The sequence below is a fragment of the Rhodococcus sp. RDE2 genome, assembly GCF_020885655.1.
GTDB classification, from domain to species: Bacteria; Actinomycetota; Actinomycetes; order Mycobacteriales; family Mycobacteriaceae; genus Rhodococcus; species Rhodococcus pyridinivorans.
In genome coordinates this window covers 3335942-3349217 of record NZ_AP025186.1, presented here as the reverse complement: position 1 = coordinate 3349217, position 13276 = coordinate 3335942, and the positions used below count along the sequence as shown (strand labels likewise).

The 13276-nt window shown below is 68.8% G+C and carries 13 protein-coding genes; 9 read left to right on the top strand and 4 right to left on the bottom strand.

Annotation, left to right across the window (positions count from 1 at the left end):
• Positions 1–64 precede the first annotated feature (64 nt).
• Positions 65–418 carry a type II toxin-antitoxin system VapB family antitoxin gene (locus tag LPH33_RS15625; protein WP_060651486.1) on the bottom strand — a complete coding sequence of 118 codons (354 nt, stop codon included), beginning with the start codon at positions 416–418 and terminating at the stop codon, positions 65–67.
• A gap of 157 nt (positions 419–575) precedes the next feature.
• On the opposite strand from LPH33_RS15625, the gene hrcA reads away from it, so the two are divergent.
• The 4 genes from hrcA to LPH33_RS15605 all read left to right on the top strand — a co-directional run bounded on the left by hrcA (position 576) and on the right by LPH33_RS15605 (position 4484).
• A complete protein-coding gene (gene hrcA / locus LPH33_RS15620; protein ID WP_016695462.1) occupies positions 576–1619 on the top strand; it encodes a heat-inducible transcriptional repressor HrcA in 1044 nt (347 codons plus the stop codon).
• A gap of 49 nt (positions 1620–1668) precedes the next feature.
• Positions 1669–2820: a molecular chaperone DnaJ gene (gene dnaJ, locus LPH33_RS15615; protein WP_059380830.1), complete on the top strand. Its 1152-nt coding sequence runs from the start codon at positions 1669–1671 to the stop codon at positions 2818–2820.
• Between the two features lie 10 nt (positions 2821–2830).
• Positions 2831–3589 (top strand): 16S rRNA (uracil(1498)-N(3))-methyltransferase, encoded by a 759-nt coding sequence (locus LPH33_RS15610; RefSeq protein WP_016691333.1) that lies wholly within the window; start codon positions 2831–2833, stop codon positions 3587–3589.
• Between the two features lie 82 nt (positions 3590–3671).
• Positions 3672–4484 (top strand): alpha/beta hydrolase family protein, encoded by an 813-nt coding sequence (locus LPH33_RS15605; RefSeq protein ID WP_229565090.1) that lies wholly within the window; start codon positions 3672–3674, stop codon positions 4482–4484.
• Here LPH33_RS15605 and LPH33_RS15600 read toward each other — a convergent pair.
• Positions 4428–6041 carry an MFS transporter gene (locus LPH33_RS15600; protein ID WP_229565089.1) on the bottom strand — a complete coding sequence of 538 codons (1614 nt, stop codon included), beginning with the start codon at positions 6039–6041 and terminating at the stop codon, positions 4428–4430. The two genes, LPH33_RS15605 and LPH33_RS15600, sit on opposite strands and share 57 nt — an antisense overlap.
• A gap of 181 nt (positions 6042–6222) precedes the next feature.
• On the opposite strand from LPH33_RS15600, the gene LPH33_RS15595 reads away from it, so the two are divergent.
• The 5 genes from LPH33_RS15595 (at position 6223) to era (ending at position 10870) form a co-directional block, all read left to right on the top strand.
• On the top strand, positions 6223–6825 hold the full coding sequence (locus LPH33_RS15595; protein WP_229565088.1) for a TetR/AcrR family transcriptional regulator: 603 nt from the start codon (positions 6223–6225) through the stop codon (positions 6823–6825).
• A gap of 102 nt (positions 6826–6927) precedes the next feature.
• A complete protein-coding gene (locus LPH33_RS15590) occupies positions 6928–7989 on the top strand; it encodes a PhoH family protein (protein ID WP_016691337.1) in 1062 nt (353 codons plus the stop codon).
• A gap of 49 nt (positions 7990–8038) precedes the next feature.
• On the top strand, positions 8039–8581 hold the full coding sequence (gene ybeY / locus LPH33_RS15585; protein ID WP_006554478.1) for an rRNA maturation RNase YbeY: 543 nt from the start codon (positions 8039–8041) through the stop codon (positions 8579–8581).
• Positions 8582–8639: 58 nt separating this feature from the next.
• A complete protein-coding gene (locus LPH33_RS15580) occupies positions 8640–9956 on the top strand; it encodes a hemolysin family protein (protein ID WP_229565086.1) in 1317 nt (438 codons plus the stop codon).
• Positions 9953–10870, top strand: coding sequence for a GTPase Era (era, locus tag LPH33_RS15575; RefSeq protein WP_229565084.1), 918 nt, complete (start codon positions 9953–9955; stop codon positions 10868–10870). Before LPH33_RS15580 ends, era begins: the two co-directional genes overlap by 4 nt.
• Before the next feature lie 10 nt (positions 10871–10880).
• Here era and LPH33_RS15570 read toward each other — a convergent pair whose 3' ends face one another.
• Positions 10881–11528: a cysteine hydrolase family protein gene (locus LPH33_RS15570; RefSeq protein ID WP_419957091.1), complete on the bottom strand. Its 648-nt coding sequence runs from the start codon at positions 11526–11528 to the stop codon at positions 10881–10883.
• Positions 11529–11569: 41 nt separating this feature from the next.
• Complete coding sequence (locus LPH33_RS15565; protein ID WP_160875619.1) at positions 11570–13081, bottom strand: permease; 1512 nt, start codon at positions 13079–13081, stop codon at positions 11570–11572.
• Between the last annotated feature and the right edge of the window lie 195 nt (positions 13082–13276).

Below are 13276 nucleotides of genomic sequence, written 5' to 3'. Positions count from 1 at the left end.
GTCCGAGAGCTCGGGCGGTCCGTCGGACGTCGGTCGAAACGGGGCGAATCCACCCCTGATCGGGCTATGCGGGAGACGGGCCCCGAACCTCGGCGCCCGGGTCGGGCACGCCACCGGGAATCAGCACGTCGTACTCGAAGACACGCACGTGCAGCACCGGCCGGTTCCGCAGCGCGGACTGCACGGCACGGTGGAGTCCGTCCTCGAGATACAGCACGCCCTGCCACTGGACGGCGTGCGGGAACAGATCGCCGTAGAAGGTCGAATCCTCCGACAACAGCCGGTCGAGTTCGAGCACCTTCGTCGTCGTGACGATCTCGTCGAGGCGCACCTGACGGGGCGGAATCCTCGACCAGTCGCGCAGAGACAGTCCGTGATCGGGATACGGCTTGCCGTCCCGGACGCCCTTGAAGATCATGCGGACACATTACGGGGGACGCGCCGACGGCGTCGCTTCCGGTTCGGGGTGGTGTCGCACACGTGCCCGACACCTTCGAGGTCGTCGCGCGATTAGACTGGCAGGGTACGGCCCCGAGAGGTGCAGTCCTGCAGGCGGCGGAAACGGAGGTGGCGGGTTGTCGAGTACCGAGGAGCGGAGATTCAAGGTCTTGCGCGCCATCGTGGCGGATTACGTGTCCACCAAGGAGCCGATCGGCTCCAAGACTCTCGTCGACCGGCACAACCTCGGTGTGTCCAGCGCTACGGTCCGCAACGACATGGCTGTGCTCGAAGCAGAGGGATACATCACACAGACCCACACGAGCTCGGGACGCGTGCCCACCGACAAGGGCTACCGCCAGTTCGTCGACAGGATCGCGGAGGTCAAGCCGCTCTCGTCGGCCGAGCGGCGCGCGATCCTGCAGTTCCTCGAATCGGGCGTCGACCTCGACGACGTGCTGCGCCGCGCGGTGCGGTTGCTCGCGCAACTCACCCGCCAGGTGGCGATCGTGCAGTACCCGACGCTCTCGGCGTCGTCCGTGCGTCATCTCGAGGTGGTCGGGCTGACACCGGCACGGCTGCTGCTCGTGCTCATCACCGATTCGGGCCGTGTCGATCAGCGCATCGTCGAACTCGGCGACGTGATCGACGAGGACGGCCTGTCGCGGCTGCGTGAGCTGCTCGGCGGGGCATTGACCGGCAAGCGGCTCGCCGCGGCGTCCGTCGCGGTCACCGAGCTCGCCGACAACGCACCGGACGATCTGCGCGACGCGCTCATCCGGTGCACCACCGTGCTGGTGGAGACCCTCGTCGAGCATCCCGAGGAGCGTCTCGTGCTCGGCGGCACCGCCAATCTCACCCGCAACGCCGCCGACTTCGACGGCCACGGCATGGTGCCGGGCTCGTTGCGTACGGTCCTCGAAGCCCTCGAGGAGCAGGTCGTGGTGCTCAAACTGCTCGCGTCCAGCCAGGACGCCGGCCGGGTCACCGTCCGCATCGGTGAGGAGACCCAGTTCGAGGAGATGCGCACCACCTCGGTCGTGTCCACCGGTTACGGGGCCGCGGGTACGGTCTTCGGTGGTCTGGGAGTGCTCGGCCCCACCCGGATGGACTATCCGGGAACCATCGCATCGGTCGCCACCGTTGCGAGATATATCGGTGAGGTGCTCGGCGAACGCTGAGCACCGTCCATTTTTGCTCTGTAGAACGACGTAAGGACGAGAACCAAACGTGGCACGGGACTACTACGGGACGCTCGGCGTGTCCAAGAACGCGACCGACCAGGAGATCAAACGGGCGTACCGCAAGTTGGCGCGCGAGCACCACCCGGATGTGAACCCCGACGAGTCGGCGCAGAAGCGTTTCCAGGAGATCTCGGCCGCCTACGAGGTGCTGTCGGATCCGGAGAAGCGGCGCATCGTCGACCTCGGCGGCGACCCGCTCGAACCCGGTGGCGGCGGTGCGGGCGGCTTCGGCGGCGCCGGCTTCGGCGGTGGCCTCGGCGACGTCTTCGAGGCGTTCTTCGGTGGCGGGGCAGGCGGTTCCCGCGGTCCGCGCGGCCGCGTCCAGCCCGGCGCCGACTCGCTGCTCCGCACCCGCCTGACCCTCGAGGAATGCGCCCGGGGCGTCACCAAGACGGTCACGGTCGACACCGCGATCCTGTGCGACGCGTGCACCGGTTCCGGCACGCACGGCGACTCGAAGCCCGTGCGTTGCGAGACCTGCGGTGGTGCCGGTGAGGTCCAGTCCGTCCAGCGTTCCTTCCTCGGCCAGGTCATGACGTCCCGGCCGTGCCCCACCTGTCGTGGTGTCGGCGAGACGATCCCGGATCCCTGCCGCAAGTGCGGCGGCGACGGGCGCGTGCGCGCCCGCCGCGAGATCACCGTCAAGGTGCCCGCCGGTGTCGGCAACGGGATGCGCATCCGCCTCGCGGCCCAGGGCGAGGTCGGCCCCGGCGGCGGTCCTGCCGGCGATCTCTACGTCGAGGTGCTCGAACAGCAGCACGAGGTCTTCGTGCGCGACGGCGACGACCTGCACTGCACCATCCGCGTGCCGATGGTCGACGCTGCGCTCGGCACCAAGGTGACCGTCGAGACCATCCTCGACGGCCCCACCGAGATCACCATCGATCCCGGTACCCAGCCCGGTTCGGTGTCGGTGCTGCGCGGCCACGGCATGCCGAAGCTGCGCTCGGGTACGCGCGGCGACCTGCACGCCCATCTCGAGGTCGTGGTGCCGAGCAAGCTCGATCACAAGCAGACGAAGCTGCTCGAGGACCTGCGCCGGCACAGCGACCGGGAGCACGTCGAGGTCGTGACGACGGGTTCGCAGAACACCGGCGGCCTGTTCTCGCGCCTGCGCGACGCGTTCAGCGCCCGCTAGGTCGGCTCGGGTGGCTGCGACACTGTTCTACCTCGATCCGCTGCCCGACGAGGGGCGGACGGCCGTGCTCGACGGCAAGGAGGGCCGGCACGCCGCCACGGTGCGCCGCATCGCGGTCGGCGAGCGGCTCGTGTTGTCCGACGGTGCCGGTGAGGTCGCCGACGTCGAGGTCACGGCGGTGGCGAAGGACCGGCTCGAAGCGCTCGTGCTCGGTCGTCGCGTCGTCGACCCGCCCCGTCCGAGCGTGACCGTCGTGCAGGCGCTGCCGAAATCCGACCGGTCCGAACTCGCCGTCGAACTGGCCACCGAGGCCGGCGCCGACGAGTTCGTGCCGTGGCAGTCGGCGCGCTGCGTCGCGCGGTGGGACGCCAAGGCGGACAAGGGTGTTGCCAAGTGGCAGGCGGTCGCGACCGCCGCGGCGAAGCAGTCGCGGCGCGCGCACGTGCCGACGGTCGCCGGGTTGCACCGCACACCCGAGGTCGTCGCCCGGGTCCGGTCGGCCGTCGAGCGCGGCGACGTCGTCGCGGTGCTCCACGAATCCGCCACGATCCCCTTCGCCGATCTGCCGGTGCGCGATGCCGATTCGCTGACGCTGATCGTCGGTCCCGAAGGCGGACTCGACGACGCGGAGGTCGAGGCGCTCGTCGACGCGGGCGCGGTGGCGGTCGGTCTCGGTCCCACGGTGCTGCGCACCTCGACCGCGGCGGCCGTGGCACTCGGCGCGATCGGTGTGTTGACCGACCGGTGGCGGACCAGGCCGTTGCACTGAGGGACCGCTTGCGGGTCCTGATTCTCTGTACTGAGGGACCGCTTGCGGGTCCCGACCATCTGTACCGAAGGAATTTCCTCTCTTGGCTCGTACGAAGATCGCCTACGGCACCCACTCGCAGCAGTTCGGGCACGTCTTCCTGCCCGACCCCGAGACGGTGACGGGGCCCGTTCCCGTCGTCATGGTCGTCCACGGCGGTTCGTGGCACGGCCGCTACCAGCTCACCCTCGGCACGGCGCTGTCGGTGGAACTCGCGCGTCGCGGTGTGGTGTCGTGGAACGTCGAGTACCGACGCCTCGAGGCCGGTGGCGCGTGGGACGAGATGTCCGCCGATGTGGTCGCGGCGTACGAGACGATCTTCACCGAGGTCGTTCCGCACGCGCAGCGCGGCGGTGTCGAGGTCGATCCCGACCGTGTGCGCCTGGTCGGTCATTCGGCGGGAGGTCAGCTGGCGGTGTGGCTCGCGGGTGAGAGCACGTCGGTGCGACCGGAATTCGTGGTCTCGCAGGCGGGTGCGCTCGATCTCGTCACCGCCGGGGAACGTGGTCGTCGCGTGGAGGCGTTCGAGGCGCTCTTCGGTGCGTCCTACGCGGATGCACCCGAGCGTTACCGGTCGGCTTCGCCGACGCACCGGCCGCCGATCGGTGTGCCGGTCGCGGTGTTGCACGGCACCGCCGACGAGCAGGTGCCGGTGAGTGTCGCGCATCGTTACGTCGACGCGGCCGACGCGGCGGGGGATCCGGTGTCGCTGGAACTGTTCGACGGCGAGGACCACGTCGCCTTCCTGAACCGGACCACCCGTGCCTGGGAGCGGTCGCTCGACCTGCTCACCGCGCGGTCAGTGGCCGATCTCGGCCTCGCTGCGAGTGCGCGTGTGGAGTCCGCGGGGGAGTAACGCGGTCACGGCCGCGGCGCCGACGAGCAGGACGATGCCGGCGACGAGGCTCGCGGACGAGATCGCCTGGGCGAACGCTGCGGACGACGCGTCGAGCAGCGGTTGTGCGTACGACGCCGCGAAGGGGTTCGCCGCGAGTTCCTCCGCGACGATCGCCGCCCCGCCCACCGAATCGCCGGCCGCCTCGATCGCCATCGCGGCCTGATCGGCCATCGGGCCCGTCAGATCCGCGAGCGGCAATCCGTCGAGGAAGCCGGAGATCTCGCGGTGATAGGTGGTCGCGAGGATCGAACCGAGCACGGCGATGCCCAGCGAACCACCGAATTCCACTGCGGTGTCGTTCAATCCGCCCGCAGCTCCGAGATCCGAGTCGGGGAAACCGCCCATGATCAGGTCGGTGGACGGGGGCGTGGCCAGGCCGATGCCCAAGCCCAGCAGCAGCAACGAGATCAGGAACGGCGTGAAGTCGGAGGCGCCGTCCGTGACGGTCAGCGTGAGGATGCCCGCCGCGGCGGCGACCATGCCCGCGCCCACGAGGATCCGTGCACCGAGTCGGGGTGCGAGTCGGCCGCTCAGCGTCGCTCCGAGCGAGACCGTCACCGCGAGGGGAAGCAGGCGCAGTCCGGTCTCGAGTGGGCCGTAACCGAGCACGAACTGGAACTGCTGCGCGACGAAGTAGATGGCGCCGAAGGCGACGAGGAACAGCAGCAGCACCGACACGCAGGCGCCGCCGACGGTCCGGTCCGCGACCCGGCGCACGTCCAGCAGCGGCCGGGGGTGGCGAAGTTCCCACACCACGAAGAGAACCGCGGCGATCACCGAGCCGATCGAGGTAGCGATCACCCCGGTGCCCCAACCGAAGTGGAACCCCTCGATGATCGCGTAGACGATTCCGCCGAGAGCGGCGACGGACAGGGCGCCGCCGACCCAGTCGGTGCGGGTGAGATCGTCCGCCTTCGAGGCCGGCACGAGGATCAGGGCCGCGATCGCCGCGAACGCCGCGATCGGCACGTTGATCAGGAAGGTCGAACCCCACGAGTTCGATTCGAGGAGCCATCCGGCGAGCAGGGGACCGAGCGCGATCGCGAGTCCGGACGTGGCCGCCCAGGCCGCGATCGCACGGGCACGCTCGTGCACGGGGAACATCGCGACGAGCAGCGACAGCGTCGCGGGCATGATGACGGCGGCGCCCACACCCATGACGATGCGCGCGACGATCACGTCGCCGGCGCTGTCGGCGAACGATCCGTAGACCGCGCCGGCGGCGAAGGCGACCAGACCGGCCAGCAACGCGCGGCGTCGGCCGTACCGGTCGCCGAGCACGCCGAACAGCAGCATCAGCGCGGCGTAGGGGACGGTGTAGCCGTCGATGATCCACTGCATGTCGGCGCTGGTGAGCTGCAGGTCGCGCAGCATGCCGGGGGCGGCGACGATGAGCGAGGTGTTGGCCATCACGACGATGAGCAGACCCAGGCACAGCACCGTCAGTCCGGCCCAGCGCAGCCGGTAGGGTTCCTTCGCTGCAGTCCCTCCTGCGGGGGTGACGGCAGTGGTCATGGGCTCTCCTCGGGTGCGACACGGGCCGGGACCGGAGCCCCGATCTACACGGTGGTGTGCAAGTTACGCAGCTGCACATCCGTGTGCAACTAAAATGAAAGACAGATCACAGTCGGCGGAAGAGGGCGAGAACGTGGAGAACCCGGTCACACGACCGCGAACCCGATTCAATGCGAACCGCATGCGCATACTCGACGCTGCGGTGATGTGCTTTGCGGCCGACTCCGACGCGAGCATGGACGATGTCGCCAAGGCCGCGGGTGTCGTCCGGCGCACCGTCTACGCGCACTTCCCCAACCGGGAAGCCCTCGTCGAGGGGATCGTCGACGATGCCTCGACCGCGCTCGCCGAGGCTCTCGACCATCCCGAACCGGACGATCCCGCCGTCGCGCTCGCGGTCGTGGCGCTGCGGACCTGGCCCATCGGCGACCGCTACCGCGTGCTGCTCTCCTTCGCGCGCAAGGAGATGGGAGAGCAGCGCATCGCCGAACTGGTCTCCCCGGTGCGCTCGCGTGTCCTCGGGCACGTCGAACGCGGCCTCGCGCAGGGCCAGCTCTCCGACTACCTTCCGGCGCCCGTGCTCGTGGGGATGATGGAAGGCCTGACGATGGCCACCCTCGAGCAGGCCAATCTCGGGCTGGTCGACGATTCCGGCGACACCATCGTCCTGGGCAATCTCGTGCTCGGCGGGGTCTCACCCGACCGGGCGCCCGGGATCCTCGCCGAGGCACGACGGTGGCTCGCGGAGGCCGGCTCGGGCGACGGCGGAACCGAACCCCGCTGAAACTCGCTGTTGCGGGAGGGTACGCCCCGTCCGGCGCTAGACTGGCACGAACACGACGACCGTCGTGCAGGAGCCGAACCGAAAGCAGGACGTACCGTCCACGTGAGTGAACCAGACCGACCCCACGAGCCCGCCGAATTCGAACCGACCACGGTCAAATCGAGCCTCGACCTCCCCTCGGAGGCCGCAGCGCCCCTGCTCGGAGCCGCGGACGAGAATCTGATCGCCCTCGAAGCCCTCCTGGCGGCGGACATCCACGTGCGGGGCAACACCGTCACGCTGACCGGAGCGCCCGCCGACGTCGCCCTCGCCGAACGTGCGCTCGCCGAGCTCGTCACTATCGTCCGTCGCGGACAATCGCTCGCGCCCGACGCCGTGCGTCGCACCGTGGGCATGCTCACCCAGGGGCTCTCCGAGTCGCCGGCCGACGTCCTCAGCCTCGACATCCTGTCGCGGCGCGGGAAGACGATCCGGCCCAAGACCCTGAACCAGAAGCGGTACGTCGACGCCATCGACGCGCACACCATCGTCTTCGGTGTCGGACCGGCCGGTACGGGCAAGACCTATCTCGCCATGGCGAAGGCCGTGCAGGCGCTGCAGACCAAGCAGGTCAACCGCATCATCCTCACGCGTCCCGCCGTCGAGGCAGGGGAGCGGCTCGGCTTCCTGCCGGGCACCCTGCACGAGAAGATCGACCCGTATCTGCGTCCGCTGCACGACGCGCTGCACGACATGATGGATCCCGAGGCGATCCCGAAGCTCATGCAGGCCGGGGTCATCGAGGTCGCGCCCCTGGCGTACATGCGTGGCCGCACCCTGAACGATGCCTTCATCATCCTCGACGAGGCGCAGAACACCACCGCCGAGCAGATGAAGATGTTCCTCACGCGCCTGGGCTTCGGCTCCAAGATCGTCGTGACGGGCGACATCACGCAGATCGACCTGCCCGGCGGTGCCCGTTCGGGTCTCGCCGCCGCCACCGAGATCCTCGACGGCATCGACGACATCCACATCGCGCGACTCGACAGCAGCGACGTCGTGCGGCACCGGCTCGTCTCCGACATCGTCGACGCCTACAGCCGTTTCGAGGCCACCACCCGCGACGGCGACGGGATCCCCGGCAACCGCGCCCAGCGTCGCGCGCAGCGGGTGCAGCGTCGATGAACGCCCTTGTAGATCAACCGAATACCGTCGTGCAGAAGGAACTCCAGTCATGAGCATCGAGATCTCGAACGAATCGGGAATGGACGTCTCGGAGGAGGAACTCCTCGACGTCGCCCGCTTCGTGATCGCCCGGATGGATGTGCATCCGGCGGCGGAGTTGTCGATGGTGCTCGTGGATCTCGACACCATGGCCGATCTGCACGTTCGGTGGATGGACCTGCCCGGCCCCACCGACGTGATGTCGTTCCCCATGGACGAACTCGAACCCGGCGGGCGTCCCGACGCTCCCGAACCGGGACCGTCGATGCTCGGCGATATCGTGCTGTGTCCGCAGTTCGCCGCCGACCAGGCCGCGAAGGCCGGTCACCCGGTGGCCCACGAACTCGCCCTGCTCACCGTGCACGGCATGCTCCACCTCCTCGGCTACGACCACGCCGAACCGGAGGAGGAGAAGGAGATGTTCGGCCTGCAGAACCAGCTCCTCGCCGAGTGGTACGAGGAGATCCGCCGGGCCGAGCACGAGGCGCGGCTCGCCGCCCGCGACCGGAAGTTGCTGGGCAAGGCCGGTTTCGTCGACACCCCCGAATCATGAGCGGCGACAGTACGAGCCATCGTGATCGGACGACACCGATCGAGGGAGTGACGATCGCGTGAGTACCGTGCCCCTCGTCGTCCTGGCGGTCGTCCTGGTGGTGCTCGGAGGCCTGTTCGCCGCCGTCGATTCCGCGCTCAACACCGTATCCGCGGCGCGCGCCGAGGAACTCGCGAAAGAGGGCCGTCCCAGTGCTCGCCGCCTGCTCGGGCTGCTCGACGATCGGCCCCGCTACGTCAATCTGACGGTGCTGCTGCGCATCCTCTGCGAGATCACCGCCACCGTCGTGCTCGTCGGTGCGTTGCTCGCCGTGCTCGACCGCACGTGGGCGCTCGTCGTGGGCGCCGCGGTGATGGTCATCGTCGACTACGTCGTCATCGGTGTCGGTCCGCGCACGCTCGGACGCCAGCACGCGTACCCGATCGCGCTCGCCGCCACCGGACCGCTGCGGATACTCGGTGTCCTGCTCGGCCCGATCAGCCGGATCCTGATCAGCGTCGGCAATGCCGTCACCCCCGGGCGCGGTTTCCGGAACGGTCCGTTCTCCAACGAGATCGAGCTGCGCGAACTGGTCGACCTCGCTCAGGAAAGCGGAGTCGTGGCCGACGAGGAACGCCGGATGATCCAGTCGGTGTTCGACTTCGGCGACACCACGGCCCGCGAGATCATGGTCCCGCGCCCCGAGATGGTGTGGATCGAGGAGACCAAGACAGCCGGTCAGGCCACCTCGCTCGCCGTCCGCAGCGGGCACTCCCGGATCCCGGTGATCGGCGAGAACGTCGACGACATCCGCGGTGTCGTCTACCTCAAGGATCTCGTCCAGCAGACCTACTACCACCGCGACGGTGGGCGCAGCGTCTCCGTCGCCGACGTCATGCGACCGGCGGTCTTCGTGCCGGATTCGAAGCGCCTCGACGACCTGCTCGCCGACATGCAACGCGACCGCAACCACATGGCGGTCCTCGTCGACGAATACGGCGGCATCGCCGGCCTCGTGACGATCGAGGACGTCATCGAAGAGATCGTCGGTGAGATCGCCGACGAGTACGACACCGGGGAGATCCCCGACGTCGAGGAACTCGGCGACGACACCTACCGGGTCTCCGCGCGACTTCCCGTCGAGGACCTCGGCGAACTGTTCGACATCGACATCGAGGACGACGAGGTCGACACCGTCGGCGGACTCCTCGGTTACGAACTCGGCCGAGTTCCGCTGCCGGGTGCGGAGGTACGGACCCACGGCCTGCTGCTCCGCGGCGAGGGCGGACCGGACGTCCGCGGACGGGTGCGTGTGAGCACCGTCTTCGTGCAGCGCGCCACCCCCGAAGAAGAACCCACCGATACCGATACGGCCACCACCGAGGAGCATGCATGACCGACACCGACTTCCGTTCCGGCTTCATCTGTTTCGTCGGCCGGCCCAACACCGGGAAGTCGACGCTCACGAATGCGCTCGTCGGCAGCAAGATCGCGATCACCTCGTCGCGCCCGCAGACCACCCGCCACACCATCCGCGGCATCGTCCACCGCGACAACGCCCAGCTCATCCTCGTGGACACCCCGGGACTGCACCGCCCGCGCACCCTGCTCGGCCAGCGGCTGAACGATCTGGTGCAGGACATCTACTCCGAGGTCGATGCGATCGGCATGTGCTTCCCCGCCGACGAGAAGATCGGCCCCGGCGACCGCTGGATCCTCGAGCAGGTGCGCCACATGGCGCCGAAGACCCCGGTCATCGGCATCGTCACGAAGATCGACAAGGTGGGCAAGCAGCAGGTCGCCGCGCAGTTGCTCGCCGTGTCGAAGCTCCTCGGCGAGAACTGCGAGGTCGTGCCGGTCTCCGCGACCTCGGGTGAGCAGGTCGAGGTCCTCGTCGACGTCCTCGTCTCGCACATGGAACCCGGACCGGCCTTCTATCCCGACGGCGAGCTCACCGACGAGCCGGAGGAGACCCTGATGGCCGAGCTCATCCGTGAGGCCGCTCTCGAAGGTCTCGGCGACGAGCTGCCGCACTCTCTCGCCGTCGTGATCGAGGAGATCACCGAACGTGAGGGTCGCACCGAGAAGCAGGGCGAGATGCTCGACGTGCACGCCCTGCTCTACGTCGAGCGGCCGAGCCAGAAGGGCATCGTCATCGGCAAGGGTGGCGCGCGGCTGCGCGAGGTGGGCACCGCCGCGCGCACCCAGATCGAGAAGCTCCTCGGCGTGAAGATCTACCTCGACCTGCACGTGAAGGTCGCGAAGGACTGGCAGCGCGATCCCAAACAGCTGGGCCGTCTGGGATTCTGACGCCGGCTCCTTACGGGGTGGACGCGGTGATCGGCCGGGCGACCCACATCGACGCGAGGTCGTCCGCGGTCACCACGGTCCCGAAGTTCTGCGCGACCACCGCGACCGAGGCGGCGTGCGCCGCGGGACTGTAGGACGCGGTGCAGTCCTCGACGAGCGAGACCCAGTATTCGTGGAACAGCCCGCTGCGCAGGCTCGATTCGACGCAGATCTCGGTGGCGACACCGGTGAACAACAACGATTCGATACCCCGTGACCGCAGGACGCTGTCGAGGTCGGTGCCGACGAACGCGCTGAAGCGATGTTTGACGATCACCGGTTCTCCCGCCTCCGGACGAACCCCGTAGAAGTCCGCCCCGGGAGTACCGGGCCGGCAGGTCAGACCGGTCCGCGCGGTGCCGGGACCGGTGCCGACGCGGCCCAGCCACTGCGGCGTGTCCGTGGTCTCGTCGTGCTCCGTGCGAACCCACACGACGGGCACGTCCCTGCGGCGGGCGCGGTCGATCAGTTCCGCCAGCCGCGGTGTCATGGCGACGGCGGCGGAGACATCGAAGCCGCAGCCGGCGAGAGCGCCCTCGGGGGAACAGAAGTCGTTCTGCATGTCGACGACGACCAGGGCGCAGCGTCGCGGGTCGTAGCGGAAACCGGATTCGTCCACGGGGATCCTCTCCTCGAAGGTGTTCGGTACGGATGCGGTGGTCACCAGATCACCACCGCGGCGACGGCGGCGACGAGCAGTCCGCTCACCACCGGGATCGCGAGTCGTCGCACGAGATCTCCGACCGGGACACGGCAGAAGCCCGCGACCACGATCAGCGACGACCAGATGACGAGGGTGCCGCCGCCGGTCCAGGTCGCGGCGTTCTGCGCGAGGGCAGCGAGCGTCGCGGTGTCCATACCGGCCTGCGGGGCGAGCGCGGCGGCGATACCACCGGTGAGTGGCAGACCTGCCCAGCCGGAGCCGTCCAGGCCGATGAGCATGCCGATGAGGAGCATGCTGAACGCGGCGAAGAGGCCGTTGTCGGGGATGTAGGTCTGGATGCTCTCGACGGTGTCGAACAGGAAGGCCGGTCCGATGCCGTCCTCGAGTCCGAGGATCGAACCGGAGTAGTCGGGGATGCCGAGGTACACGAATCCGGCCACCGGCAGGATGATTCCCATGGCCTTGAACGCATACACCAGGCCGTCGACGAAATGGGTGGCGCAGTGTTCGAGGGCGTCGGCCGGGCGCGTCGTCAGGGTCACGGCGGCCATGAGGACCAGTGCGGTGCCGCCGACGAGCGAGGCGCCGGCGCCGTCCGACCACGGCACGAGATCGGTGAAGCGCCCCAGCATCATGTAGACGAGTACCAGACCGAAGGTCGCGGGAACCCCGATCGCCCAGGCGCGTGCCCGGGTGGGGCGCGTGAGGACCGGTGTGAGAGTTCCGGGCAGGTCGATGTCGGCCACGGTGCCCACCGGTGCGGTGTGATCGTTCTCGGGGGTCGGGAGGTCCCCGTTCGGGTGCAGTGCCGGACGTCCGGAGACGGAGCCACCCGTGCCCGGATCGTCCGTCGCAGACACGAGATCCGCGGAGTGGCGCACGATCTCCTTGCGGATGGTGAGGAACCACGCGAGCACGGCCGCGGTCAGACCCACGATGAGGGACAACACCAGTGCGCGGTCGGCGATGTCGTCGGCCGGCACACCTGCGCCGCTCGCCGAGATCGACGGTGCGAGACCGATGACGTAGTCGGAGGCGAGTGCCATGCCCTGCCCGGAGATCGCGAGGGCGAGCGCGGCGCCGAGCGGCGGCAGCCCGGCCTTGATCGCCGCCGGGAGCAGCACGGCACCGATGAGTGCGAGAGCGGGTGTGGGCCAGAAGAACAGCGACAACAGGTAGGTGACGACGAACAGCACGACATAGGCGACGCGGCCGTTGATCATCCAGCGGCCGAAGGGGCGCACCATGAGTTCGTCGGCGCCGATGGTGCGCATCGCCGCAAGCATCGATGTCACGGCGGCGATGACGACGAAGATCTCGAAGAGCGCTCCGCCGGCGGTGAGGGTGGCGCGGAAGACCGCCATGACGGCGGAGGCGACGTTGCCGTCGTAGGCGAGGGCGGTGGCGAAAGTGGCGACGACGGCCGGGATCAGGACGTTCTTGCGCAGGGCCATGGCGACGATCAGGCCGACCAGTCCGAGCAGGAAGACGATGTGCGCGACGGTCACGGGAGACTCCTCGACGTGTGAACATGCGGCGGGTGACGACCGTGGACGGATCGAAGGGCGCCGCGACATCGATGGGCGGCACCGCCGTCGGCGGCCGGAACATGTCGATCTTGAAGAGTCGGACGGGTCTCGGCAATCGGCCGACAGACCACTCGGGACAGGAAAGAACTGTGCACAGTGCACAATTCGTGACGG